Source organism: Phycisphaerae bacterium (assembly GCA_035275405.1).
In the GTDB taxonomy this organism is placed as follows: Bacteria; Planctomycetota; Phycisphaerae; order UBA1845; family UTPLA1; genus DATEMU01.
The window spans coordinates 1-24,639 of record DATEMU010000006.1 but is presented as its reverse complement, the minus strand read 5'-3'; the positions used below and the strand labels follow the sequence as shown (position 1 = coordinate 24,639).

The following is a 24,639-nucleotide window of genomic DNA, read 5'->3' as shown; positions in this document are numbered from 1 at the left end:
CCTGACCCCCGGGCCCCTGTTCCACCTGCTCGCCTGTTCCCCTGCTCAACTGCTCTGTTTTACAGGGAGCGCGGAGCAAGAGTACCGGGCAGAGGACAAAAGAAGCGGCGAACCCGCCGACTTCGTCCAGCTTACGGCTATAGGCGTATGGCTTACGGCTCGTGAGATCGGAGGTTCCCCGCGCCGACGCTGGGGCAACGCAATCGATCGTTGGCGAGGAAGTTGTTCTGAGCGTTTCAGTAGAATTCAGGTTGCGAGGGCCGTTTCAGCCAAACCGCAAGCCCGCCGGTGATAAAATGGGTAACTTCAATCGCGAAAATGGAAGATGTATAGCAGTCGTCGGCTTTCATCTGCGCCGATCTGCGTCATCTGTGGACCCGTTCCGCCTCGTTCCGTCTTGTTCCACCAACAAAAAAAAAACGACTGTCCTCGTTGGCGCTCGATGGCGGTCGTTTGCGCTTCACAAAAATCTGCGCCGTCTGCCGATGCGCATCCCGCCTTCCCTCAAGCCTCAAGTCGAAGACTCGACTTGGCGAGCCTCCTTGTTCCGCTCGTTTTCGCTCAATTTCGGCCCCCCCTCCCCCTCCCCGCGCACGCGGCCCCCATTCCCGCTATCCTCCCCCAGTCTCGGCGTGCAGCTTGGTCGCCCTGGGCGACACTTTTTGGCGTTTCCTACATGCTCTTCATCGATCAAGCCGAAATCTGCGTCCGCTCCGGCAAAGGAGGCGACGGCTGCCTCAGCTTCCGGCGGGAAAAATACGTCCCCAAGGGCGGGCCCAACGGCGGCGATGGTGGCGACGGCGGCAGCGTCTATCTCGAGGCTGACCCGCAGCTCGCCACCCTCGTCGACCTGACCGGCCATCATCATTGGATCGCCCCGCCCGGTCGGCCCGGTCTGGGCGACAACTGCTCCGGCAAGCGCGGCGAGGATGTGACCGTCCGCGTCCCGCCGGGGACGATGATCTACGATCGCGACACGGGCGCCCTGCTCAAGGACCTCGTCGAACCGGGGTCGCGGGTCTGCATCGTCAGCGGTGGCAAGGGCGGTCGCGGCAACGCGAAGTTCGCCAGCTCGACGCACCAGACGCCGCGCGAATTCGAGCATGGCAGCCCGGGCGAGGAGCGCTGGCTGCGGCTGGAACTCAAGCTCATTGCCGATGTCGGCGTCGTAGGTCTGCCCAACGCGGGCAAGAGCACGCTCCTGTCGCGCGTCTCGCGGGCGCGGCCGAAGATCGCGGATTATCCCTTCACGACACTGGTGCCCAACCTCGGTATCGTCGCGCTGCCGGGCTACCGGCAATTCGTCATGGCCGACGTCCCCGGCCTGATCGAAGGCGCGCACGAGGGCGTCGGTCTCGGCGATCAGTTCCTGCGCCACATCGAGCGCACGCGCGTGATCCTGCACTTGATCGATTTGTTCCCGCCAGAAGGCTCGCCCACGCCCGCCGAAGCGTATCGCACGATCCGCCGCGAACTCGAAAAGTACAGCGAGGTGCTCGCGTCGAAGCCGGAAATCGTCGTCGCCAGCAAGCTCGACCTCGCCGGTCGCGACGACCCGCCCGAACTCGCCGCCCTGGCCGAGGAGATCGGCACCCAGGTCCTCGGCGTCTCCGCCGTTAGCGGCCGCGGCCTGGAGAAAGTCACGAACCGGCTCTGGGACATGCTCGAAGCCGCGAAGGGCAGCACCCCGTAGCGTCACCCCTTGTGGGTGACGAACTCGTGGGGCGGGCGTCCCCGCCCGCCGCTCAGGTCTGGCCCACGCCGATCGCGCTCGCCGCGGCATAGTTCTCGGCGTGAGTGATAGAGAGCATGATCCGTTCAATCCCGCGCGACGCCGCGATCTCGGCCGTATGACCGCTCAGGCGGACATGCGGCTGCCCCGCCTCATCGTTGGTGACCTCCATGTCCGTCCAGGCAATCTGCCCCCGCCAGCCTGTCCCCAGCATCTTGAGAATGGCCTCTTTGGCGGCGAATCGACCGGCGATGTGCGGCAGCGGGTTCTTGTGCCGTTCGCAATACGCCCGCTCGGCCTTCGTCAGGATGCGATCGAGAAAGCGATCGGGATGATCGCGCCAGACCTTTTCCACGCGGGCCATTTCGACCAGATCAATCCCGTGGGCGACGATGGACATGATGCCTTCACGCTATCGGATGCCGATCCCCGCGGCAAGCATCGTGATGTCCGATTCGCCGCACGCGGCATCGCGGAGCGGCCCATAACCGACCGGGCGCGGCAACAGCGACGGCTTGGAAACGTGGCGAAATTCGTCTGCATCGGTCATAATAGAAAGGAAATGCCTGATCTGACGACGCCAATATTTTCCGAGAGGAGCGCCGGCGCGCCGTTCGTGTTCGATTGTTTCCGGTGCGGGATGACGATCCGCATCTCGGAGCCGAAGATCGGCGCCAAGTATCGATGCCCCTTGTGTCGGGCAAAGGTGCGATTCAAGCCTCGTCCGGGCCGGTCCGACGGCGTGCTTGCACCCGAGGAAGTCCGAACTCATCCCGCGGTTCGCATCCTGCTCGTCGCATTGGCCCTCGCCGTCCTGGCCGTTGGCGGGCTGGGGTATTACGGCTATTCGCTCAATCAGAAAAGAACCGCAGAATTCAATCGGCTGGATCGCCTGGTGAACGCGAATATCCTCGAAGGCCGGCGGCGGACGCGATCGTATTCCTTTGACGCTGCCGGGGCGATCATCGGTCAGGCCGAGACGGAGATCGCGCAATCCACGCTGTTGAATCCGCAAAGCCGCGAGCTGTTCCAGGATCGCCTCGCCGTAGCGCTGGCTGAATTGAAGGTCGAAGAGGCCGAATTTCAGCGGCGGCTCAAAGAGGGCTATCACGTCGTCGGCGGGCGGCTGCTCGGTCCGGACGACGCCGCGAAGGCCCTCGCGGAAGAGCGGGGGCGGGATGAGGCCGACCGATTCCGGCGGGAGGCCGAAGCGCATGCGCGGGCGGAAGCGGATGAAAAGGCGCGGGCGCTCCGCGAAGCCGAGCAGCGCGCCGAGGAAGAGCGGGAGCGACGGCAGCGCGAGCAAGAGATCGCCCAGAGCGAGTTGGCGGAATCGCTCCGCACGCTGCCGCCGATCGAAGACGTCCTCGGCGGCTTCGAATACACCATGCAGCGAATGAAGATGACCTCTGCGCTCCTCTCCAAACGGCTGGCGGAGGTCGATCCCAATAAGCCCTACGATGTGGGCGAGTTCGCCTTCAGCCAGCAAGAGGTTCGGCGGAGGCTGATGCAGGCGGAGACGCCGATCCTGGCCGGTTTTCGTGACGAACTGTCGGATCTGGTCGCCAACCTGGACTTCAACAATTACCTGTTGAGCGGCAGTGAGTCCAGGACCGACGGATTGCCGATCCATTTCACGCGTTTGCGCGAGGGCCCGGTCGTGATGATAGGAGTCGCGTTTTCGGACTCGGTCTACAGCGCCGTCGATCCTGCACTGGATGCCCCTCAGAAGCGAGCGGGGGCGTTTGCCCGGTCGGTGATCCTCCCATCGCTTCGTGGAAAGCCTGCACCGGGGCGGATGCCCGGCGCCGTGCAATACATCGGGATTGTGGCCGGTTATGCGATCCGTAACTTCGCACGCCGGGACGAGATTCCCGAAGCCGAATTCATGTGCCTGGTGATGCGTACGACGGATGTCGCGGCCTTCGCGCGGGGCGATCTGGCCGATGAAGATCTTCTGCGGAATTCGGCCGCGTACGCCGCGACACGAGACGAACCCTTCACTCCGATTGAATTCCCGCGAGACTAACGGGCTTCAGCGAAACCGCCCGCGAAACCGGTCGGCCGGGTACTTCTCGGCGTTCTTGAGCATCTTCTCGCGCAGCGCCGTCGAGAGGTCGATGTCGAGGGCGTTGGCGAACGAAAGCGTAAAGCAGAGGATATCGGCGAGCTCCTCGCGAACCTCCTGAAGGTCGGAGGGAGCGTTTCGCAGCTCGCGCGCCTGCGGGCCCGTCAGCCAGCGGAAGTGCTCCATCAGCTCCGCCGCCTCCGTAGCGATGGCCATGGACAGGTTCTTGGGATCGTGAAACTGATTCCAGTCGCGCTCGTCGACAAAGCGGCGAACGGTCTCGCGCAGATCGCGGAGGGTGGTGTCGGCGTCCGTCATACGTTTCTCCTGGACGGATTCTGGTATCGGATAGCAGAGCACGCAAGTTGCCCAAGTCAAAAGCCCCCGGCAAGCTTGCCGGGGGCTTCATGAACTGGCTTGAAAAAGCAGTGTTGAGGCTATTTCTTCCGCCGCCGCGGCGTCGGGGCGGATTGCCTCGCCCGCATCGCCTCCATGCGGTTGCGCAGGACGGCAGCGTCCTCGTAGCGCTCTTCGGCGACGGCCTTTTGCAATTCGCCTTCGAGCTTCTGGAGCGGATCGGCCGGTAGCCGCGCCGCGATCTCGTTTCGCAGAGCGTTGAGGATCGACACCTCCGTCGCTTCCTCGAAGGCGTCCTCCTGGCCGGAATCGGCGAAGAGCTCCTGGATCATCGTCAGTCCCGCGTTGACCCGGGCCAAGGCGGTCTTGAACGCTCCCTTGCGCAGGGCCAGATGGACCTGGGCCCGCGTGTTCATCATTATCAGGTAAGGGCGGTATTGCTCCAGGATCACCCGGTCACCCTCTTCCTGGGCATGCTCGCGGCACAGATCCAGTACACGGAGGTTTCGGGCGGTATCGCGCTCGACGCCCTCAAAATCCTCAAGGACGAACTCGGCGAGATAGCGGTGGTAATACTGTACCGATTCTTCACGAAGGGCCTGGCACTCGGCGGGCGTCAGCTCGAATCCGAGGTCGATGCCGTTTCGCTCGTTGTGCTGCTCCACGCGGCGCTCGTGATAAGCCAGCAGCGAGTCACTGCCATGCGGACGCTGGCCGTCCGGACGGCCGCTGACTTCCATTTGCAGCAGTCCCAGGTCCAGCCGCATCTGGATCTTCACCGAGCCGTCGTCGCCGGTGATTTTGCGCACTGTGATCTGGTTGGGTTCGTATTCCCATCCTGCAAGAATCCGTCGAAGGTCGAATGAGGCCATGACCGGCTCCTAACAGATCGGGGGAGTTACCTTATTATACATCCCTACTCGGCTGACATCCGGCACATTTTTTGCTTACGCGCATGTCATTTGCCGAGCGGGGGCGACGTACCGATAAACATCGGTCGCCGGGCAGATGAACCGTCTATAATCTAGAATCGCCTTCGCACACAATTATTACGCGATCTTGGGGTCCGCACTCCGCAATTGTGCGGTGCTATCGGGCGTTAACACTCCGGGCCGCCAGAAATTGCGCGACACGCGCAAGGGCCGCCGCTGTCGGTTAGGGATTGGGGCCCAGTGCCTCAGCCAGAGACCGGGCGATCAGTTCATGGGCGATTTCGTTCGGGTGCTGGTCTATCGGGTGGACCCAGAGCGATTCAGGCCGACGGCCGCGAAAGACAGGGAGTAAATCGATGATCTCGCACCCGGCGCTCCGACACGCGTCGGCAATGCGGGCGTGCAGCCCCTCGAAGGGGTAGTCGCCGTCGAGCCCCCACATCATCGGAAGCAGCACGACGACGAAACGGAAGCCGCTCTTCTTTGATTCGGCCTGCATCATGGCCAGTAGCTGCTTGGCGATCTGCCAGGCCTCGGTATCAAACGACCGCCGCGTCGTTTCGAAATACTCGTTCTGCAGCGATGCGGCCCGCTTGCGCCGCTCGATGGTTTCCCAGATCTTTGAGATACGCGCCAAGCCGGAGAGCGGCAACTCGCGCGAGCGTTCGTCATTTTGGCGGACGGTCTCGCCAAACGGCGTGGCGTCGTTGAGGAAGAACCCGAGAAAAACGACATCGGGCTGAAGCTTTGCACAGCGATCAAAAAAAAGGGCCACTTCTTCGCGGGTGCCGTACCCCTGCACGCCCGCGTTAATGACTTGAACGGTGCGGCCCTTCAGCGATCCGCGAAGTAAATTCTCGAGCCTCGCCGGGTAGGTATCTTCTTCGTGTACCCCCTCGCCGAAGGTCAGTGAGTCGCCGAGGCAAAGGACGCGGAACGCCGCCGGCGGCTTTTCGATGACGAGAGGCCCGCCGCGAAAGCCGGAGCTGTTTATGCGGTAAGCGACTTTTCCATCAGGTTTTAGGTAGCCGCGATCGTCGCCGATGGGATCGTACGCTGAGGAGAAGACGACGTTGGGTTGGTAAACTGGAAAGCTGATCGATCCTTCCTTAATAAACGTGAACGGCACACCGGCGGGCAAGAAGCGGCGCGGTACGTAGACGCGCGGCCCCAAACCCGCGAGGCGGACGCCCAATTCCGCGATCCCCAGCGTCGCCAGAAGGCACACCAGCGCGAACAAGAAACGCTTCCAGATGGGTCGGCGTCGCCTGGGCGGTTCGATCTCGATCATTGCCATTACCACGTCAACCGAACTTCGTGGGCCTTTGTCGTCTGACCCTCGAGCTGCGCGTCAATCGGCAATGTGACGACAAAGGTCGAGCCCTTTTCCAGTTCGCTGGAGACGTGAATCGTGCCCCCCAGCATGGTCACCAGCTCCTTGCTGATTGCCAGGCCCAGACCGGTACCGCTGTGCTCACGGGTCATGGAATCGTCGAGCTGGCGGAATTTCTCAAAGACGCTGGCGAGGTCTTTTTCCGGGATGCCGATCCCGGTGTCCCGAACGGCGATCGAGACGTAGTCCGCACCCGACGGGCTGACTTTCAACTCCACGAGCCCGCCGTCTGGGGTGAATTTTACGGCGTTCGAAAGCAGGTTATAGAGGATTTGCTGAATTCGCCCGGCGTCGGAAATGATCGGTGGAAGCTCTTCGGGAAGATCGGCGACGAGTTGGAGGCTCTTCTTGTCGGCCAGAGGGCGCATGAAATCGATCAGGTTCTTGGCCATTTCGATGATCTCGACGGGGCCGACATGGAGTTCGAGTTTGCCCGCCTCAATCTTCGCCAGGTCGAGGAGATCGTTGATGATTCCCAGGAGGAGACGGCCGCTGGACATGATGTTTTCGGAGTAGCGGAGCATCCGGCCGCCCTCCGAACTGGCGGCTTCGCGGAGAAGTTCGGCAAAGCCGATGATCGAGGTCAACGGCGTACGGAGTTCGTGGCTGACATTGGCGAGAAACTGGCTCTTGATCTTGTTCGCCTCAAACAGGGCCACGTTTCGCTCGGCCAGTTCGCCCAGCCGCGTGTCCAGGCTGCGATTGATCGTCCGCAGTTCGTTTTCGGAGGTCTGCAAGTGAGCGAGCATCGCGTTGAAGGCTCTGGCCAGCTCTTCGAATTCGTCGCCGGTGGCGATCTGGCTGCGCACGCCGTGATCCCCCAGCGAGACACTTTCGGAGACGCGGGTCAGTTCCCGGACCGGCGAGAGAATGAGCTTTTGGGTGATCAGGTAAAAGACCAGGACGGCAAGGGTTCCCGCCAACGCGCCGGCCATGAGGCTCAGGCCGAGGTTGACCAGTAATTCGATCCGCGCATTGGGTGCGGAATACTCCACGGAAACGACACCCAACAACGTTCCTACGGGGTATTTGCCGCCAGTCGAGCGTACGGGCAGAACGACGCGGTAGACAATTTGATCGTCCACCGCGTCGATGGCCGGGGCCGACTCCGGGAGCCCCGGCCGCCGGCTCAATTCGACTATGGCTCGACGAAGGTGTTCCCCCGCCCAACCCGGGAGCTTTGGGTTGGATGGGTCCGATAACGCAATAAGGCGTGGTACGGGGCAATGAAAGCCGTATTCCTGGGCCCCGCCGGGCCACCAGGCCTCCAAGGCGCGCTGCTTGATCTCCCAATTACCTGTAGCCAAATCACTCTTCGCCAGCGCCAGCCGGGCAATCGACCGAGCAGTCTGAATATTGGCTTCGTGGGCGAGATCGCGCATCCGCAACCACGGGACAAAAAGGGCCGATGCAATAATAAGTAACACGGCAAGCCCGAAAAGCAGCCGGCATTTTGCGGCCAGGGAGATCGACAATAGCGAGATTCGGGGCATCACGCCGGTTCCCAAGAAACATCAGATGACTACTAAACAACTCACGCGCAGCGTCCGTAACTTCAAAGGGACCGTCCGGCTCGCTCCGCGCGATCATATTGACCCAAGGCGGAGTGGTCGATATCATAACATATTCTCATCCTTGAACTTGGAGGCGAAATGATGCGTCGGGTGCTGGCGAAATGGACGGCGATCTTCCTGCTCTTGGGAGCATCCACGTCAGCATTTTCGCAGGATCTCACGCGCGGCCGCCAAAGTGCAATGGCTCGATCCCGCTCCTATCGCCAAAGCACCGCGTATCGCGGAGCGGCGGATCGTCCACGGGACCGCCTGGGGACCTTTCAGAGCAATCGTTATCGCGGGGCGAGGACGCGGACCCAACAGCTGGACGAAATCATACGCTCGATCCAGCGGCCGACCGCGCAACGCCAGAGTGAGTTGTCTCCTACTCATCCCATGCGCGAACTCCTGGATCGACGAAACCTCTTGAGTCCCCGATCCGCCCTGGCGACCAAGAGCGCATCGTACCTGGGCCGCAACCTCGTTACCGACGCTTCAGCGGAAGGCACGATGGAGTCCGCCGCCGGCGGTTCGGTCTCCCCAGCGGCCCATTCGGCGCCCCCGGCCGAATCCGAAATCAACCTGCTCATCGAATCTCCTTCCAAGAACGCGCAAAAATATTATGAACTCGGAGTGCAGGCGTTTCGCAGTGGTGATTATATCCGAGCCGGGAGTTATTTTGATCTCGATCGGGATATTCACTACGATCAGGCTCGACCCTATATGGCGGGTGTCCTGACGGCCTACCAGCACCAGGACCTACACCAGGCATACAACTTGCTGAAGTCGGGCATCAAACGCGCCAAGTCGCTCGACGATCTCAAACTCGATCGCAACGTTTTCTTTGAGGATCCGCGGGAGTTCACGCGCGCCCTCAATAACATAAACATTTGGGCGAAGTCCCAGCAGGACGCTCCCGCCCCGAGCATAGTCCTGGCGTATTATTCCTGGCTGAACGGCGATCATGCGACGGCACTCGACGCCGTCGACGCCGCCATGAAATGCACCTCGTCGCCCGAGGATGCGGAACTCTTTCAGAGATTCCGCGATCTCCTCACGGCGCCGGCCGCCTCGCAGCCCTAGGCACGATGCGGTTCGGGCGGCTCGGCGACCGGTTCACCGAGACGCCTTTGCCGCGGCTGGATGCCCCACTTAGGCGTCCGAGCCGTTCATTCGGGGGGCGCTCGGCCGACATCAAGGTGAGGGTGCGAGCCGCCATCGGCTTGCAAGACAATGATATGCTCAGTACTGCGCGGTCCAGCGAAACCAATACTTCCCGAGGCTTGATGCAGCATCGCGGCATGCTGGTGTTTGCCGCGCATGTCGGCCTGTTCGTGCTCGCGCTCTTCCTGGCCATGGGCCTCCTTTATAATTTTAAGAACTTCGAGTTCTGGTTCAAGCCGTTTTTCCTGCCGCTGCTTCCCATCGTCGTCGCCCTCAAGACGGCGGTCTTCTGGCGCATGAACCTGTTTCGCGGGTCGTGGCGCTATGTCGGCATGCGTGACCTCTTGTCCGTCGTGAAGGCCACGTATATCAGCACGTTTCTATTTGTCGTTGTCTATTTTGTGCTCGAGCAATATTACAACCGGCTGGATCCGCCACAGAGCTTCCTGGGCGCCGAGGTTTTCGACCCCGACCTCGGCCGGCTTCGGCCGCTCGTCTTTCCGCAGTCCACGTTTCTCCTGGACCTGGGCATGACGATCGCCGTCATCTGCGGTGCGCGGCTGATTGTCCGGCTTTACCATGAAGAAATGCGACCCGTCGTCATGGCCGGCCATCGCCATTGCCTCATCGTCGGCGCCGGCGACACGGGCGAAGCGCTGCTCCGGGAAATCCTGCGGATGCCCGTCGAACGGTATCGCGTCGTCGGCTTTCTCGATGACGACACGACCAAGCACGGCGCGCGGATTCATGGCGTGCCTATCGTCGGCCGCATCGAGGATGTCCGCGCCGTGTGCAAGCGGGAACAGGTGGAAGAACTCCTCATCGCTATGCCCAATGCGCCGCAGAAAAAACTGCGTTACATCGTCGAGCAGCTCCAGGGTCTCAACGTCCGCTTCCGGACCATCCCGGCGATGGAAGCCGTGATCGAAGGCCGCGTGACCGTCTCGCAGATTCGCGACGTGGACATCAAGGACTTGCTGGGCCGCGAGCAGGTCAAGCTGGATGAGGCCAGAATCAGCGAATACCTCCGCGATCAGCGCGTGCTGGTAACCGGTGCCGGCGGTTCGATCGGTTCGGAAATCTGCCGCCAAGTGCTTCGGTTCAAGCCTGCGCGGCTGGTGCTCGTCGAGCAGGCGGAGAACAACCTCTTTGAAATCGATCGGGAATTGGCCACACTCGCCCCAGATGTTCGGCGCGTCGGTTACGTGGCGGACATCTGCGATGGCAAGCGCGTCGATGCGATCTTCGCGTCGGAGCGGCCCGCTGTCATCTTCCACGCGGCGGCGCACAAGCACGTCCCCCTGATGGAATCTAACGTCGGCGAGGCGATCAAAAACAACATCCTCGGCACCAAGACCGTCGCCGACGCCGCCAAGCGCCACGACGTATCCCGCTTCGTCATGATCTCTACCGACAAGGCCGTCAATCCTACGAGTGTCATGGGCTGTACCAAACGCGTCGCCGAGATGTACATCCAGCAGCTTCGCCAGGATGCGGCTACGCAGTTCATGACGGTCCGCTTCGGAAACGTCCTCGGGTCTTCCGGAAGCGTCGTGCCGATCTTCGCGAAACAGATCGCCGCGGGCGGTCCCGTGACCGTCACCGACCCGGCGATGACGCGCTACTTTATGACCATCCCTGAGGCGACCCAGCTCGTGTTACAGGCCGGTGTCATGGGCAACGACGGCGACATCTTCGTGCTGGACATGGGCGAGCCCGTCAAGATCGTGGACCTGGCCCGCGAAATGATCACGCTCTCGGGCTTGCGCCCCGGAGAGGATATCGAGATCGTTTATACCGGCGTGCGGCCCGGCGAGAAGTTGTACGAAGAACTCTCCGTCCTCGGCGAGGACATGGGTCCGACGCAGCACGAGAAAATCTATGTCTGGCGCAATCGTGCCGAGGACTGGGGCCGCGTCAAACGCGCGATCGACGAGATCGTCGCGATCGCCGACGAACGAAGCGAAGAGCAGCTCAAGGCCCGCCTGGGCGAGATCGTCCCCGAATTCACACCGGGCAACGGCGACGAGGCCTCCATCGAATCGCCGGTCGCCGCAGCCCAGAGCGATGCTACCCCGGCGTCGTTCGGAGCGGCTTTGCGCGAATCGCCGGCGACGTAGTAAGACAGCCGAAGCCTCCGCCCGAACTCCTCTGAAGCCACGTCCGAAACCCATTACGTGTTGAAGTCTCCACACGCCTATCGTGATCTTCTCGATACTTGAGATTTGGCCATGCCCGCCACACACTACGCGATGAACCGCCGGGCTTGGCGTGACCGCGCCGGGAGTTGTACTTCATGAACGACAGGTGGAGAGACTTCGGGACTCGAAGATCCGCTGTGGCGGGAATCTCGATCGTCATCTGGACGGTTGGCGTGGGGGTCGCCCGAGGCGACGACCTGCCGCCGATCGCCGCGGGATTCCGACCCCACGTGGTGAACCAAAAAGGCGGCGGGATCGACTGGACCTCGGGAGAAATCATCGTCGAGGGCGTGGGTAAGCTGCGCGGCAACCGGCCGGCCGATCGTCTCGGGGCCCAGCGCGCGGCGTCACTGGTTGCCGCGCGAAACGCGCTGGCCGTCGCCAATGGCATTCAAATCGACGCTCACGGGCGCGTTGGCAATGTGCGCTCCGGACGAATCACGCTTGACGGGGTGGTCAAAGGCCAGCGTGTGGACGAGACGACCTGGGACAAGACCAAGAACCCGGTCGAGTGCCACGTCAAATTGCGCGTGCCGCTCTGGGGGCTCAGTGGCATTTGCACCGTATTCTCCGAAGGCCAAAGGCGCGCGGCATTGCAGCAGGGGGGACGGCGGCTGCCACTGGCCAACGTCCCAGCCGATGTGACGGAATCTGTATTAATCATAGATGCCCGGGGACGCAAGACAGACCTGTGCCTCTTTCCCGTCGTTCGATCGGAAGATGGCGCGGTGCTGTACGACGTCGCGACGCGAACCGACCCGCAGGCGAGGTCCGAACCGCCGGTGCGCTACGTTGAGACGGACATGACCTTTGAGACGCTGCGTGCGAGCCTGGAGCGACCGGCACGACGGACTGCGAATGTGCCGGTGGTCCCGCAATTGGGATCCATCCGCGGAATGCACGCGCTTTCTGCGAATGAGTGGGTGTTTTCAATGCTGAACTGGGAGGGCCCGGCATCGTCTCAACCGACGACGAGCCCTGCGTCGCAACCGACCTCGCGGCCCGGCCGCCGGCGGGTCGTGGTCAAGGCAGCTCACCCGGTCGCAGGCCAGGCACCATCGCAGATTGTCCTCACCAAAGAGGACGCGGAGAAAATTCGCCAAAGCCCCGAAGGCGCCAGCTTGCTGCGCAGTGGAAAGGTCATCGTGGTCGTCGATTCGGCGGCGGCGGGGATACAAGGTCGGCTGCCCCGGGACGCTGACGAACCATCACTCGCCTCGTCGGCTCGGTAATGACGGACCCTTTCAACAGCGCGACGGATTACCTGCGTGACCGGCCGGTGCTTACGCGTCGGCAGACATGGATGCTGGGCTTGTTCCTCCCACTGATTTTGGCGCTGGCCGGGGCGGCGCTGACCACTCAAGATTGGGTTCGGCGAATCGAGCAGGCCAGCATCGATTGGCGTTTCTCGGCGGTCGGCCCGCGCCGTCCGCCGCCGAATGTAGTGATCGTGGAGATTGACGAGGCCAGCCGCGAGAATCTCAAACGCGGCGATCGCCTGCTCAATCTCCGCGAGCCCCTGGCCTCGGCCATCGACCATCTATCGCAGGCCGGTGCCGCCGTCATTGCCCTGGACCTGTACCTCTCCGATCGGACCGACGATGCGGCCGACGCTCGGCTGGCGGAGGCCATCGCGGGCGCCGACGTCATCCTCGCCGCGGCCTATTCCGGCGGACGTACCAAGCGGGCCCACCCGATATTTCTCGCGTCTGCTCCGGCGGAAGGGGACATCTCGGTCGAATCGGATTCCGATGGCGTATTGCGGCGACTGCCGTCCCGCCTGTACCTCGATGTCCCCGCGGCGGGCGGCGGCATCGAACGGCTGCCGCATTTTCCGTTGATGGCCGCCATGTACCTGGTGAAAAGCGATCAAGTGGAAGTGGCGCGGATGTTCGAGGGAGGGCGGGCGCACGTGGCCGGTCGGACGCTCGCGCCGCGCGCTTTGGTCGATTTTACCGCCGCGCAGGGACAGGGCTGGACGACGCTCACGTTCGAGCAGGCGGCGACCAACCAGTTCGATCCTCTTATGGTGAAGGACGCGATCATTCTCGTGGGCGAGTCTCGCATGATCGCCGACCAGTTCGCCATGCCGCTGGCGGGCGTGGACCCCGGCGTCTATTACCACGCCAATGTCATCGCCCAGATTCTGAGCGGCCGGATCTTCGACGAATACTGGGCCAGTGAACTTCCCGCACAGGGTCTGGCCGCTGTGCTGGCTTTGCTGGCCGGACTGGTCGCGTGGAATCAGCAGCGGTGGTTTACCGGTCGGCGCGGAGGCTATTACCTCGCTGCAATTGTGATCGGCGGCGTGAGCTTGTTTCTCCTCGGCTGGACGCTCGTGTGTTTTGCGATGTTCCACCGCGGCGTCCTGCTGCCGCTGGCCGGTCCACTGGCGGCCATGGGGTTGTCGCTTGGAACGGGCCTGGTCGCGCAATGGCTGATCCAGAATGCGCGAACACGGCGATTGATGGAACGGAACCGGCGAATCGAAGCGCTCTTTGGGCAATCAGTGTCGGAGAATGTTCTTGAGGCCTTGCGTGCCGATCCCCAGACGATCATGCAAACGCACGTGCGGGAGGTCTCGGTACTGTTCTGCGACCTGCGGAGTTACACATCCGTCGCCGAAGAGCGGCCGCCGGAGGATGTGGCGGCGATGCTCAACGAATACTTCACGCATATTGCGCCCGCCGTTTTCGAAAACGACGGCTTCCTCGACAAGTTCGTTGGCGACGCACTGATGGCCGTGTATTCAGTTCCATTGGCCCAGGCGGATCATGCGGACCGCGCGGTTCGTACGGCGATTGCCATCAAACGGCGGCTGGCGGACTTGAACCGAGCTCGCGCCGCTCGCGGCGAGGCGGCGCTCTCGTGCGGCGTGGGTATCCATTCCGGACCCGCCGCGGCGGGCCACATCGGCACGCGTCGACGTTCGAACTACAGCGTCATCGGCCACACGGTCAATTTGGCGGCGCGGATTGAAAAGCTCACCAGCCACGGAGAGATCCTCATCAGTCAGGAGGTCCGTGATCGAATCGGCGACGGATACTCGGTGCGGCCCTGGCGGACGGTGGAAGTCAAGGGTGTTCAGGAGGCGCAGCAGTTGTTTGTCGTCGGGGCAGAGGAGCCGTAAGTCCCGGAAGGTTTACCGGTCTCGCGACTGAATCCGACGCTCTGCTGCGGGACGGCTGAGGTCGCGCAGGGCATCTTTACCGACCCATCGCGCGGCGGCGGTGGACGATGCGGCGAGGCGTTTAGAGGTCGCCATTGCCAGTGTATGGAGCTTCGAGCTGCGCTGGCCGATCGAGCGCAGCGCCCAACTAACGGCCTTTTTGACGAAGTTGCGCTCGTCCGTGGCAGCACGCTCAATCAGGGACAATGATCTTACAAACGGCGCGTCGCCGGTCGTCTTGTCGTGCAGGGCGACGCACGCCAACAGTGCAAAGGCCGCGCGCTTCTGGAACTCGCCCTTCTCGCGGGACCATTGCCCGACCTTGCGGAAGGCGATCGCCGCCGGCACCTGGTCGAACAGTTTGAAACAGACCGTGTCGCAGATGCCCCAGTTGTCGAAATCCCGGCACCAGCGGTCCATCTGCGCCGGCGTGACGCGCAGCGGCTCGTCGACGAACGCGGCCAGCATCCGCGCCTCGTACCAGCCGGACTTCCATAGCTCGGCGGCGAGTTCATGACTGCGCCCGAGGCGCTTGCCCAGTTGCTGAATCTTCCCGACCGGCACGCCGAAGGCCCTATCGGTGTGGACGCCATACCGCGGCCCCATCTCCTCGCGGGTTTTCTTGGAAGCCAGGCGCTTGAGGGAGGCGAGGACGGCCCCGGCCTCGACTCTTGGCGACCGTCGCGGTTCTTTTTTTAGAGTTTGATTATCGCGAGATGGTTTTTTCTTACGGCGCATGCGTGTCCTCCACCTTCGTCTTTAGGCCAAGTCGGCGCGCGAATGAATCAGTGTACAATGAACTAATGGAAGTGCTTCCAGCTTTTTCGCTGTTTCCCGATTCAGTCCCGGAGCGCATTTTTGAACGATCCGCGGTCGCTTGCGACATCTGCAAGCGTCCACGGGGATTGATATACACGGGACCTCAATACAGCGAATCACCGGCGACGGACGACCTGAGAATATGTCCGTGGTGCATTGCCGATGGATCGGCGGCTGAACGCGGAATCACCTTTAACGATTCAACGATTTACCCACATTTCGACGCTACTCTGGATTGTGACTGAAGAGCTCCGCTACTTCAGTCTCTTGCTCTCCGCATTCTCCGCGATCCGGGCCTTGACTAGTTTCTGCACAAGAGCTGCCGATAGAGGCTTACTCGCCGGGAAGCGAATGGTGCCCGCGCTCGTTTCGTAGTCCTTGAGTCCCTTCTTGTGCGCCGCCACCGTCTTATTGCTCATGAGATAGAAGGCGCAGTGCTTCGGCGTCGCGCCGTATGCCACGAGCATCTTCCCGTCATGCCGAAACGCGGCGAGCTGATAGCTGATGCATTCTTCGGCCTTTGGCGCCGCCGAGCGAATGGCCTTGCGGAGTTTCACCAGCGCGGTCCGCTGGGTGGCGGGTAGGACGGCGAGATACTCATCGTGTGACGTGGCCTTGGTTTTTGTCTTTCCGGCCATTACCCAAGTTCCCACCAATATGGGGCGCGTTCCAATACCTAGGGCGCGAGTTTCTTGCTGAACAGAACCGCCCGGCCGACCTCGGAATATCCCAGTGCACCATGCGCGCGATGGCTGATCTCATTGCTCAAGTCCGCGTCGGAACCCATCTCCAAGCATCCGCGCGACCGGGCCCAATCCTCGGCCGCTTCCACCAGCCGCCGGCCGATGCCCTGCCGATGACACGCGCTACGAACATACCAGGCCTCGATGTATCCCACGGGGTGCGTTGTACATCCTTCTGCCCATTCGCGCATCGATACTTCGACGAAGCCGACCAATCCCCCTTTCCCGTCCACCGCGACCAGCGTATGGTTCCGCGTGCGGTCGGCAAGTACGTCGAACAGCTCCCATCTCAAATCATCTCGCGAGAGATCCGGCCAGAGTTCCTCGCGGAGGCTGAGCCATGCGTCGTGTTCCTCGGGGCGTAGTGCGCGAATTTCCATGGTGCGAATGCGATGAGAGGCGGGCGGCGCGGTCGCCGCCGACGGTATCATCGTCTCCTCATTGTAAACTCGTCATGCCCGCGCGGTGTAGGCCGCCTGGGTGATTTCATAGACCACGATTTCAGCGGTTTTCCCCTGTGCATCTTTTCTCTCCCGCCGGCCCGCAAACACCGCGCCGATTTTCTCGACGGCCCGCCGAGAGCGTCGATTTTCCGGCCCGATGATAAAGATGACGCGATCTACGAACTTGAAGGCGTGATCGAGCATGAGTCGCTTCATCTCGCCGTTGTATTCCCCTCCCCAATAGGCGCGGGCGAGGAAGGTCCAGCCGATCTCGATTTCGCTCTTTTCGGCGTCGTATCCAAAGTACCGCGACGAGCCGATGATTTCCTGCGTCTTGCGGTCGATGACGACGAACGCCCCGCCCGAGTCAATCGCCTCCTGAAAAAACTCGCGAAATACGTTCTCCTTGTACCGGTCGCGGGCGGGATGCTGTTCCCAAATCAACGGGTCCGCCGCGACGGCGAACAGCGCCGCCCAGTCCTCCGGTCGAAGCGGTCGAAGTTCCAAAAGTTCACCGACGAGGTGAGGTTGTAGTTCAAAACGTCTCAATCCGATCAACTCCGTCAGGCCAAGGCGATCGCCTCAATGGCTACCAGCGATCCTTCCGGCCAGCGCTCGCCCTGTACCGTTGATCGCGCCGGCGGTTTTTCAGGGAAGAATTCGGCAAAGACTTCGTTCATCGCCCCAAAATACTTCCAGTCGTGCAGAAAGACAGTGACTTTCACGACGCGACGGAGACTACTTCCGCCTGCGTCGAGGATGGCGCCGATGTTGCGGAGGACCTGTCTTGTTTGTTCACGGATCCCGCCATCGACGAGACGTCCACTCTTTGGGTCGAATCCGCCTTGGCCCGCGCAGAAAATAAATCCGCCGGCGCGTGTGGCCTGGGAGTAGGGGCCTACCGACTTGGGAGCGTTGGGAGTGGCTATGACTTCGATTTCCATGTCGAACCTCATGGGCTAAGCCCCGTACTCATTCCTCGAACACGCAAGACGACCCTCTTTCCGGCCGAGCACCCCGAAAATACGCCGTCTCCCGTGGCCGGAACAGAAACCACATTATCACCGCGAACAACGCGCCGTGCACTGCCAACTCCGTCGCCGAATGGAACAGGCTCAGAACAATATGGAAGCCCATCCAGGCGACGAGCAGCCAGCGTGCCCAGTTGCGTCCACGAAGCGCGAACTCGCCGCCGACGCCCGCCATGAGCCCGCTGCCTATGACATAGACCGCGTCTCGGAGCGGCTCCGTTTTGGCATCCATTCCCGACCACGGTTGGGCAATGCCCGTCAGCGACCACGCGCCGCGAACCAGACCGATGGCCCCGACGCCGACAAAAACCCAGCCGATGATCGTGAGCGAGTGCGGGCGTTTGTTCATCTCATCGGACCGTTCCCGAGGCCAGCAACTCCTCCAGCCGGTCGTAGCCTCCGGCCACGCCTTCCGTCATCGGGGTCTTGAGTACGGTGTCACGGGCTTCCCGCGAGTCGTAGAGGACCGTGAGCGTGACCGTCGTCGTGCCGCCTTGTTCAACGAGGACCGTCGTATCCAGGGCCTCGCCTGGGTACCACGATTCGTCGAACACTTCGGTGGCGACGAGGCGTTCGGGCGCCACGACCTCGCGATAGACGCCGCGCATCCCCATCAGGAGCCCATTGGAATCCTGGCGCCAAACGTAACGGTAGGCGCCACCCACTTTCAGATCGATCTCGCAGACCGGCATCGACCAGCCAGGCGGCCCGAGCAGCCAACGTTTGACTAAATCGGGTTTGGTCAGCGCCTGCCAGACCAGATGGCGCGGGGCGTTGAAGGCGCGGGTCATGACGACCTCGCGGTCGCCGGGCGTCGTGATTTTCAATTTCCCACGATTCATCGGCAATCCCTCTATTGGTTAGAACGCCTGTTCTTGTTTCACGACAACGTTGCCAGTAGCTCGTCCAGCCGTTCGCAGGACTCGGTCGCTCCCTGCTCCATACCGGAAGCGATCATCCCATCCCGATCTTCCTTCGACGTGAAGGCGGAGCGAGTCGTCACGCGTGTTGTGCGGCCCTTCTCTTCAAAGAGGATCGTCTCCGTCATGACGTGTCCGGCCATCGGCTCGAATTCAAATGTATAGACCAGTTTGCTGGGCGGAACGACCTCCCGATATTCGCCCCGGAATGCGAATACATTGCCGTCTTGATCGCGGCATACGTATCGCCAGCCGCCGCCCGGCCTGACATCCATCTTGTCGACGGTCGTCGTGTGATTCCTGAGCCCCCACCATTTCGGGATCAGCGTCGGGTCGGTGTAGGCCCGAAAGAGCAGATGCCGCGGCGCGGAGAAATCGCGGGTCATCTCGATCTCCAAGTCGTTGGGGGTCGTCACTTGCATGGGTTGTGCCTTGGTCATGGACGGTCTCCTTCGTGGGGTTTGGTTGACCTGCGACTCGCCGATTCCTCATTTTTCATCTCTTCCAACAAGTCATCCAGTCGCTGATATCGCTCCTCCCAGATGCGGCGATAGCCCTCCAGCCACTCGTCGGCCTGGGCGAGAGGGCGCGGCGCGATCCGACAAAGGTGCGTACGACCGACGACGCGCCGGCGCACCAGCCGGGCCCGCTCCAGCACGCGGACGTGCTTCGAGGCCGCGGGAAAGGACATCCGGAAGGGGGCGGCCAGTTCGCTCAGGGTCTGCTCCCGGTCGCTGAGGCGGCGGAGAATCGCTCGCCTTGTCGGATGGGCCAGGGCGTGAAAAACGCGGTCAAGGGCGGGGGATCGATCTAAAACCATATGGTTTAATATAACACCGGCTGCGGAGATTGTCAACCAGTTGGTTTACTGTTTTTCGGGAGCCGGTTTCGCCGGCTCCCGGAAAACGGATACAGAGTGTCTAAAGCAGCGTCCCGTGCAGAATGATCTTCGCCGTTACAAAGTAGATGACCAGGCCGGTGACATCCACCAGCGTAGCGACGAAGGGCGTGGACGAGACGGCGGGGTCGAGGCCGGCCCGCTTAAGCAGAAGCGGGAGCATGGACCCCACGAGGGTCCCAAAGAGCACGACGCCGACGAGCGAGGTCCCCACGGCGAACGCCAGAAGCAGGTTGTAGGGGTTGGGATCGCCCTGCGAGGCGCGAAACAGTCCGAAGCCGAACGCGGTAATGAAGGCCGCCAGACCGAGCAGCGAGCCGAACATGAGGCCGGACAGCAGCTCGCGGCGCATGACGTGCCACCAGTCGGCGATAGTTAATTCGCCGACGGCCAGGGCGCGAATGACCAGTGACGCGGCCTGAGAGCCGGAGTTTCCGCCGCTGCTGATGATGAGGGGAATGAACATCGCCAGGAGCACAACGGCCTGAAGCGTCTCCTCGAAACGATGCATCGCGGAGATGGTCAGTAATTCTCCCGCGAACAGGAGCAGCAGCCACGGCGCGCGCTTGCGTACCATGGTCAACGAGGTGACGCCCAAATAGGGCTCTGCCAGCACCGCGACCGCCGCCATCTTCTGCACGTCTTCCGTCTCTTCGCGCTCCGCCACGTCCAGCACGTCGTCGATCGTCACGATTCCCACCAGCGTATTCGTCGAATCCACCACCGGAAGCGCACTGCGATCGTATTTCTTGAATGCCCGGACCGCCTCTTCCTGGTCGTCGTTCGCGTGAAGGAAGGCGTAGTGACCGTCCATAATGTCCGCGACCGTCCCGTTGGGGTCGGCGAGGACGACATCGCGCAGGCGGATGTCGTCGATCAGATGGCCGCGTTCGTCGGTCACGAAGACGACGTTGAGCGTCTCCTTGTCCTTGCCGACCTGGCGGATGTGTGAGAAGACGTGGGAGATCGACCAATCCTTGCGGATGGCGACGTAGTCCGGCGTCATGCGGCGGCCGATCGATTCTTCGGGATAGCCGAGGAGCCGCACGGCAATGCGCCGCTCGTCGGGCGAGAGGAGGCTGATGAGCCGTTGGGCGGCCTCACCGGGGATTTCCTCGAGCAGCGTGGTACGGTCGTCCGGCGCCATTTCGTTCAGCACGGCGGCGACCTGCTCCTGGCCCAAAGCGCGCAGGGCGGACTCCTGCGCCTCCAGCGGCAGATATTCGAAGACAGCCGTCGCCTTTTCCCTTGGTAGGATTCGGAAAATGATGGCGACGCGTTCGGGCGGCAGGTCGGCGAAGATGTCGGCGATGTCGGCGGCGGGCAGGTCGGCGAGGGCCTCGCGCAGCGCGGTGAAATTCCGCGTATCGATCAGCTCCTCAATCTCCGGCAGCAGCAAATCGCCCAGCATGATCCCGACTCCCACCGGACCGGCTGTCGGTCCCGATCAGGAGGCGGATTGTATCTCGGTCGGGGCAGAAGACGAGAGAAGAATCGGCTATTGTTCGACGAATACCTGGCCCATGACGACGTCTAAGCGTTGGCGGGCGTACCGGCGCAATGGCGCCGCCGACAGGCGATCGATGCAAGACGAGGCCTGTTGATCCAGAAGCGCGGGCGAAAACAAGAGGACGATCGGCTGGTCCAGGGCTCTGCGGCGGGCAATCCAGCGAAGGAGGGCCCGATCGACAAAACTGAGCCCTATCTCGCGCAGCGCTTTTGCGAAGAAGCGGGCCGGGCTGACATGCGGCGATTGACCGGCATTTCGGTGGGTTCGCCAGGCGATGAGCAGCATGAGGACGAACAGCAGTCCAAAGGCCACGAGAAACCACTGCACACCGGGAAGTTCCAGCGTTCGCCGGTTATCGTATTGGAAACCCTGGGCAATCTCCTCGAGCTTTTCGGATCTTTGCACCTGGGCCAGCAATGTCAGGCAAGGGATCATGCCGGCACCTCCACCGGGCGCGCCGCAGGGGCGGGCGACGGCCGCTGCACCAGCCGTCGCAGGACCTGTTGCGCCGTTCGGGCGATGCGCGGGTCCTGATCGTTCTCGGCCAGGGTCTGCACGCGCGGGGCGATGGCGGAGAGCCGCATCTGGTCGATGATCCAAAGCGCCGTGCATCGATGTTCGACGCGGGGGTCCTGCAGCATCATCACCAACGCGACCGCGGACTTGGGAACGTGCATCTTGAGCAGCGCCCGGATGGCCGCGGCCCGGACCGCCGCATCCTCGCTTTCCGTTTTGGGCAGCAGCCGATCGGGGTTCCTCCTCAGGGCCCCTAGCGCGTCGAGCGCCTCGATCGCGGCGGCCTGCACGGCGGGGGAATCATCGCCGAGACCGCGCTCCAGGATCCGCCGGCTGGTGGCCTCGCCGATCCCCGCCAGGGCCTTCATCACAGTCGCGCGGACTTCTGCCATCGGATCGTTGGCGAGGCTGAACAAGTCTTTTCGAAACCGGTCGACGATTCGCAGCGTCGTAACGAAGCGAACTGCGCGAAGTCGTTCGGCGGGCTGCGCGTCGAGCATTTTGTTCTGGACGTGCAGGTTCAGCCCTTCGACATATTCGGGCGCGAATTGGCCGGCGAGCTGCGCCTGGGCGGGCTGCAATCCCTCGAAGTTTCGCCACAAGTCGTCGAACTCCTCGCTGATCCCCGCGCGTTCCAATAGCTGGGCCCACTCGGCGGGGCGGTCTTTCCGGGCATGGTGGACATGACGCTCTTCCATGCGCCGGCGGTGGGCGATTTCGAACTGGGCCATGCGGCGGACCGATTCGGCCTCGTGGTCCGCCGCGCCCTGCAGCGCGAGGGAGGCGCTGGGCGTCTGGATCTGCGTCAAGGCCCAGAGGGCGGCGCGGTTGGCTTCCAGATTGTCAATCAGCAGGAGGTTCAGCAGGATGGCGACCTTCTGGTCGGAGGGCAGGCCAAATGCCAGGAGCCAGCCGGGTAGCTTGGCGGCGATTTCCGGCGGCAGGGTGAAGGCGGGTTCGAAGCCGTCCCCCAGCCAAGTGAGCAAGCGGACGGCGGACAGGTGCCGCCGATTGCCGGGGTCGCGGGCCAGCCAACCGCAGCGGATGAACTCGACGAAGAATTCGGGGTCGCTGTTGGTCGAGATGTGGTTCATTACGCGGCGGCGAAGCTCGGGGTAGCGCAGGGCCACGTAGAGAAAGGGGACGTATCGGGAGTTCGCCGCGCCGCTCCTGATCGCCGAGTTGACGACCAGGGTGCCGGCGAGGATTTCGAGCATGGCGTGCGTGAGCTTTCCGCGCTTCAGCGTGCTGTTCTTGAAGAGCGAATCCTCCAGCTCGTCGGCGTGAGCCATCGCCGCGGCCAATACCTCCGGTCGATGGTGGCTCTCGTAGCTTTCCAGGCTTTCGCGGAGCGCGGCGAACAGGAACTGCCGCTCTTCGCGGAGCATCTGGAGCGTGGCGACAATGGGTTGGGCAAGGTCCTCGTCGTCGGCCGATTCGCGCAGGGCGGCCGTCGTCTCGGCGTAGGTCGCGTCGTGATATTCGGAAAGGGCCAGAAGCGTCGTCGCCGCTTCGGCGCGGACCTTGGCGGCGCCGTCGTGCATCGCCAGGGCGACGAGGTACGCCAGACGGAGATTCTTGCTGTCGCGAATGATCCGCAAGGTGTTCAGCCGCGTCTGCACGTCTGGACCGCGGACGCAGGAGCGCATCGCCGAGAAGAGCTGGGCCGTCTGGCCGACGATCCGCCGCTGCGAGTCTTCTTCCAGCTTGTCGTAGAGCTGGGGCAGGGCCGCAAGACCAAGGTCGTGGCCGCGCGAGAGGAGCAGGTCCACAATCTCCGTCTGCAAGTCGGCGTCGACGTAAAGGATGCCGGCGACCATCGCTTCGTCGGCGACGGGATCGTCGATCCGGGCCAGGATGTCCAGTATTTTCGGTCGCTTCGCCATGACCGTCGCTTCGCGCGAGACCCCCCAGCCCCCATCGGCGCGCGGCGGCGGGCGGGTTAGTTATGGCGACGGCGTACCACCCGTGTCGAGCCATGTGGTCTTTTGACCCTCACCCCAGTCCTCTCCCTCACCGGGCGAGGGAGGTGGGTTATCGGCTACGGCGCAGACAAAAGAGGTCGTACCGCAAGAGCCTCGCGCGGAGCAGTTTTTCGAGAAAGGCCAGATAGAAGAATCGGCCGCGAAAGCCTTTCATGGAGGCGGGGCCGCGGTGGCGGATCTCGGCGATTCCGTCGGCCAGCGAATCGGCCACGGGCCGCGAGGCTTCCTCGTGGCGGATCAGTTCCAGCCCTTCGGCGTCGAAGGCCCGGCGGTAGTCCTTGGGCGACCAGAGCCAGACGTTGGAGTTGTATTGCGAGGGCAGCCGGTTGAGCAGTTGCGCGGGAGTGAAGAGCCATCGATGTGACGTGGTGATGTCCCCGAGGCAGAGCGCACCGCCGGGCGCGAGGATGCGGCGGCACTCGGAAATGAAGGTTCGCTTGTCGGGGTAGTGGAGGGCCGACTCCAGGTTGAAAATGACATCGACGGACCCATCGGCCAGGGGGAGGCGATGGGCGTCGCCTTGCACAAAAATCGGTCGCGAGGCCGGCCTGTCGCGATCGGCCTCGGCGGCAGCGCGGGCGTGGGCCGCCGCAACGCTCGACCAGAGGTATTCCACGCCAATGAGCCGCCGCGGCTGGTAGCGCTCGGTGATCCAGCCCGCGGGTCCTCCGATCCCGCAGCCGACATCGACGACGGTCGATTTGGGGCCGATGGCCATCTCGCCGATGAGCCGCCAGACGAGGGCCTGCTGGTGTTCGTGAAAGCTCGCCCCTCCCCGTTGAACGGCATACCCGCAGTTGTAGCCGGACAGACCATGGGCCTGGGTGAGGCGCCAGTTGGGGAGGTAGTGGGCTTCGAGGGTTCGCTGGGACACGAGCGGAATGATAACGGAAGGGGGGTCGAAACGCTGGACGATCTCGAAAGCGAATAGGATTGGGCAGGATGGGGCGAGTTCGGAATGCGGAACTCGGAATGGCCCACTGGAAGCACTATCGGCGCAGAATTTTTTTTTGGCCGAGAAAAGCCGAAAAAAGGTGAAAACGCCGGGGGTTGTTTTTTTGTTGGTGGAACAAGATGTTCTCTCCGTTTGCAAGGCTCGTTTTCGGGTTTTCATTCACAGTCTCCCAAGGGACAATTCACAAGGCCGCCGCTGGGCAGGCCACAGGCGCGGGGCGTGCGGCGTCGGGTAGCAGGGCGATGATCCA

General features: G+C 62.6%; 26 protein-coding genes. 7 read left to right on the top strand and 19 right to left on the bottom strand.

The features are described from left to right. Positions 1-676: 676 nt before the first annotated feature. Entirely contained in the window at positions 677-1,693 is a 1,017-nt protein-coding gene (gene obgE / locus VJZ71_09310; protein HKQ48253.1) for a GTPase ObgE, read from the top strand. A 52-nt stretch (positions 1,694-1,745) separates the two neighbouring features. On the opposite strand, the gene acpS is transcribed toward obgE, so the two are convergent. Both acpS and VJZ71_09300 read right to left on the bottom strand, forming a co-directional pair. Then, positions 1,746-2,132, bottom strand: a complete 387-nt coding sequence (acpS, locus tag VJZ71_09305) for a holo-ACP synthase (protein ID HKQ48252.1) — start codon at positions 2,130-2,132, stop codon at positions 1,746-1,748. A gap of 12 nt (positions 2,133-2,144) precedes the next feature. Beyond that, complete coding sequence (locus VJZ71_09300; GenBank protein HKQ48251.1) at positions 2,145-2,282, bottom strand: hypothetical protein; 138 nt, start codon at positions 2,280-2,282, stop codon at positions 2,145-2,147. A gap of 66 nt (positions 2,283-2,348) precedes the next feature. Here VJZ71_09300 and VJZ71_09295 point away from each other — a divergent pair, with 66 nt between their 5' ends. Next, positions 2,349-3,761 (top strand): hypothetical protein, encoded by a 1,413-nt coding sequence (locus VJZ71_09295; protein HKQ48250.1) that lies wholly within the window; start codon positions 2,349-2,351, stop codon positions 3,759-3,761. A gap of 6 nt (positions 3,762-3,767) precedes the next feature. On the opposite strand, the gene VJZ71_09290 is transcribed toward VJZ71_09295, so the two are convergent. The 4 genes from VJZ71_09290 to VJZ71_09275 form a co-directional block, all read right to left on the bottom strand. Then, positions 3,768-4,118, bottom strand: a complete 351-nt coding sequence (locus tag VJZ71_09290) for a nucleotide pyrophosphohydrolase (protein HKQ48249.1) — start codon at positions 4,116-4,118, stop codon at positions 3,768-3,770. A gap of 119 nt (positions 4,119-4,237) precedes the next feature. Then, the gene (locus tag VJZ71_09285; GenBank protein ID HKQ48248.1) at positions 4,238-5,029 is read right to left on the bottom strand and encodes a UvrB/UvrC motif-containing protein; all 792 of its coding nucleotides are present in this window, start codon (positions 5,027-5,029) and stop codon (positions 4,238-4,240) included. A gap of 283 nt (positions 5,030-5,312) precedes the next feature. Then, the gene (locus VJZ71_09280; protein HKQ48247.1) at positions 5,313-6,380 is read right to left on the bottom strand and encodes an SGNH/GDSL hydrolase family protein; all 1,068 of its coding nucleotides are present in this window, start codon (positions 6,378-6,380) and stop codon (positions 5,313-5,315) included. Between the two features lie 5 nt (positions 6,381-6,385). Continuing rightward, positions 6,386-7,975 carry a HAMP domain-containing sensor histidine kinase gene (locus VJZ71_09275; GenBank protein HKQ48246.1) on the bottom strand — a complete coding sequence of 530 codons (1,590 nt, stop codon included), beginning with the start codon at positions 7,973-7,975 and terminating at the stop codon, positions 6,386-6,388. A gap of 159 nt (positions 7,976-8,134) precedes the next feature. Between VJZ71_09275 and VJZ71_09270 the strand changes: the two genes are divergently transcribed. The 4 genes from VJZ71_09270 (at position 8,135) to VJZ71_09255 (ending at position 14,530) form a co-directional block, all read left to right on the top strand. After that, positions 8,135-9,118, top strand: coding sequence for a hypothetical protein (locus VJZ71_09270; protein HKQ48245.1), 984 nt, complete (start codon positions 8,135-8,137; stop codon positions 9,116-9,118). A 203-nt stretch (positions 9,119-9,321) separates the two neighbouring features. Beyond that, positions 9,322-11,319 carry a nucleoside-diphosphate sugar epimerase/dehydratase gene (locus tag VJZ71_09265; GenBank protein ID HKQ48244.1) on the top strand — a complete coding sequence of 666 codons (1,998 nt, stop codon included), beginning with the start codon at positions 9,322-9,324 and terminating at the stop codon, positions 11,317-11,319. Positions 11,320-11,495: 176 nt separating this feature from the next. After that, entirely contained in the window at positions 11,496-12,632 is a 1,137-nt protein-coding gene (locus VJZ71_09260) for a hypothetical protein (GenBank protein HKQ48243.1), read from the top strand. Next, positions 12,632-14,530: an adenylate/guanylate cyclase domain-containing protein gene (locus tag VJZ71_09255; protein ID HKQ48242.1), complete on the top strand. Its 1,899-nt coding sequence runs from the start codon at positions 12,632-12,634 to the stop codon at positions 14,528-14,530. The genes VJZ71_09260 and VJZ71_09255 overlap by 1 nt, the downstream gene beginning before the upstream one ends. Before the next feature lie 12 nt (positions 14,531-14,542). On the opposite strand, the gene VJZ71_09250 is transcribed toward VJZ71_09255, so the two are convergent. Beyond that, complete coding sequence (locus tag VJZ71_09250; GenBank protein ID HKQ48241.1) at positions 14,543-15,307, bottom strand: DNA alkylation repair protein; 765 nt, start codon at positions 15,305-15,307, stop codon at positions 14,543-14,545. Between VJZ71_09250 and VJZ71_09245 the strand changes: the two genes are divergently transcribed. After that, positions 15,286-15,633: a CbrC family protein gene (locus VJZ71_09245; GenBank protein ID HKQ48240.1), complete on the top strand. Its 348-nt coding sequence runs from the start codon at positions 15,286-15,288 to the stop codon at positions 15,631-15,633. The two genes, VJZ71_09250 and VJZ71_09245, sit on opposite strands and share 22 nt — an antisense overlap. Positions 15,634-15,642: 9 nt before the next feature. Here the strand turns inward: VJZ71_09245 and VJZ71_09240 are convergent, their stop codons facing one another. The 12 genes from VJZ71_09240 to VJZ71_09185 form a co-directional block, all read right to left on the bottom strand. Next, a complete protein-coding gene (locus VJZ71_09240) occupies positions 15,643-16,026 on the bottom strand; it encodes a DUF1801 domain-containing protein (GenBank protein HKQ48239.1) in 384 nt (127 codons plus the stop codon). Between the two features lie 38 nt (positions 16,027-16,064). Next, positions 16,065-16,562, bottom strand: coding sequence for a GNAT family N-acetyltransferase (locus tag VJZ71_09235; GenBank protein ID HKQ48238.1), 498 nt, complete (start codon positions 16,560-16,562; stop codon positions 16,065-16,067). A 21-nt stretch (positions 16,563-16,583) separates the two neighbouring features. Further along, positions 16,584-17,132: a GNAT family N-acetyltransferase gene (locus tag VJZ71_09230; protein ID HKQ48237.1), complete on the bottom strand. Its 549-nt coding sequence runs from the start codon at positions 17,130-17,132 to the stop codon at positions 16,584-16,586. Positions 17,133-17,137: 5 nt separating this feature from the next. Next, positions 17,138-17,518: a Rid family detoxifying hydrolase gene (locus VJZ71_09225; GenBank protein HKQ48236.1), complete on the bottom strand. Its 381-nt coding sequence runs from the start codon at positions 17,516-17,518 to the stop codon at positions 17,138-17,140. 28 nt (positions 17,519-17,546) lie between these two features. Continuing rightward, on the bottom strand, positions 17,547-17,954 hold the full coding sequence (locus VJZ71_09220; protein ID HKQ48235.1) for a hypothetical protein: 408 nt from the start codon (positions 17,952-17,954) through the stop codon (positions 17,547-17,549). Position 17,955: 1 nt separating this feature from the next. After that, a complete protein-coding gene (locus tag VJZ71_09215; protein ID HKQ48234.1) occupies positions 17,956-18,447 on the bottom strand; it encodes an SRPBCC family protein in 492 nt (163 codons plus the stop codon). A gap of 38 nt (positions 18,448-18,485) precedes the next feature. After that, a complete protein-coding gene (locus VJZ71_09210; protein ID HKQ48233.1) occupies positions 18,486-18,965 on the bottom strand; it encodes an SRPBCC family protein in 480 nt (159 codons plus the stop codon). Further along, positions 18,962-19,345, bottom strand: a complete 384-nt coding sequence (locus tag VJZ71_09205; protein ID HKQ48232.1) for a metalloregulator ArsR/SmtB family transcription factor — start codon at positions 19,343-19,345, stop codon at positions 18,962-18,964. The genes VJZ71_09210 and VJZ71_09205 overlap by 4 nt, the downstream gene beginning before the upstream one ends. Before the next feature lie 100 nt (positions 19,346-19,445). Further along, a complete protein-coding gene (gene mgtE, locus VJZ71_09200; GenBank protein ID HKQ48231.1) occupies positions 19,446-20,834 on the bottom strand; it encodes a magnesium transporter in 1,389 nt (462 codons plus the stop codon). A gap of 87 nt (positions 20,835-20,921) precedes the next feature. Then, complete coding sequence (locus tag VJZ71_09195) at positions 20,922-21,368, bottom strand: hypothetical protein (GenBank protein ID HKQ48230.1); 447 nt, start codon at positions 21,366-21,368, stop codon at positions 20,922-20,924. Next, complete coding sequence (locus VJZ71_09190) at positions 21,365-23,335, bottom strand: HEAT repeat domain-containing protein (GenBank protein HKQ48229.1); 1,971 nt, start codon at positions 23,333-23,335, stop codon at positions 21,365-21,367. Before VJZ71_09190 ends, VJZ71_09195 begins: the two co-directional genes overlap by 4 nt. Positions 23,336-23,483: 148 nt before the next feature. After that, positions 23,484-24,308, bottom strand: coding sequence for a methyltransferase domain-containing protein (locus tag VJZ71_09185; protein HKQ48228.1), 825 nt, complete (start codon positions 24,306-24,308; stop codon positions 23,484-23,486). Between the last annotated feature and the right edge of the window lie 331 nt (positions 24,309-24,639).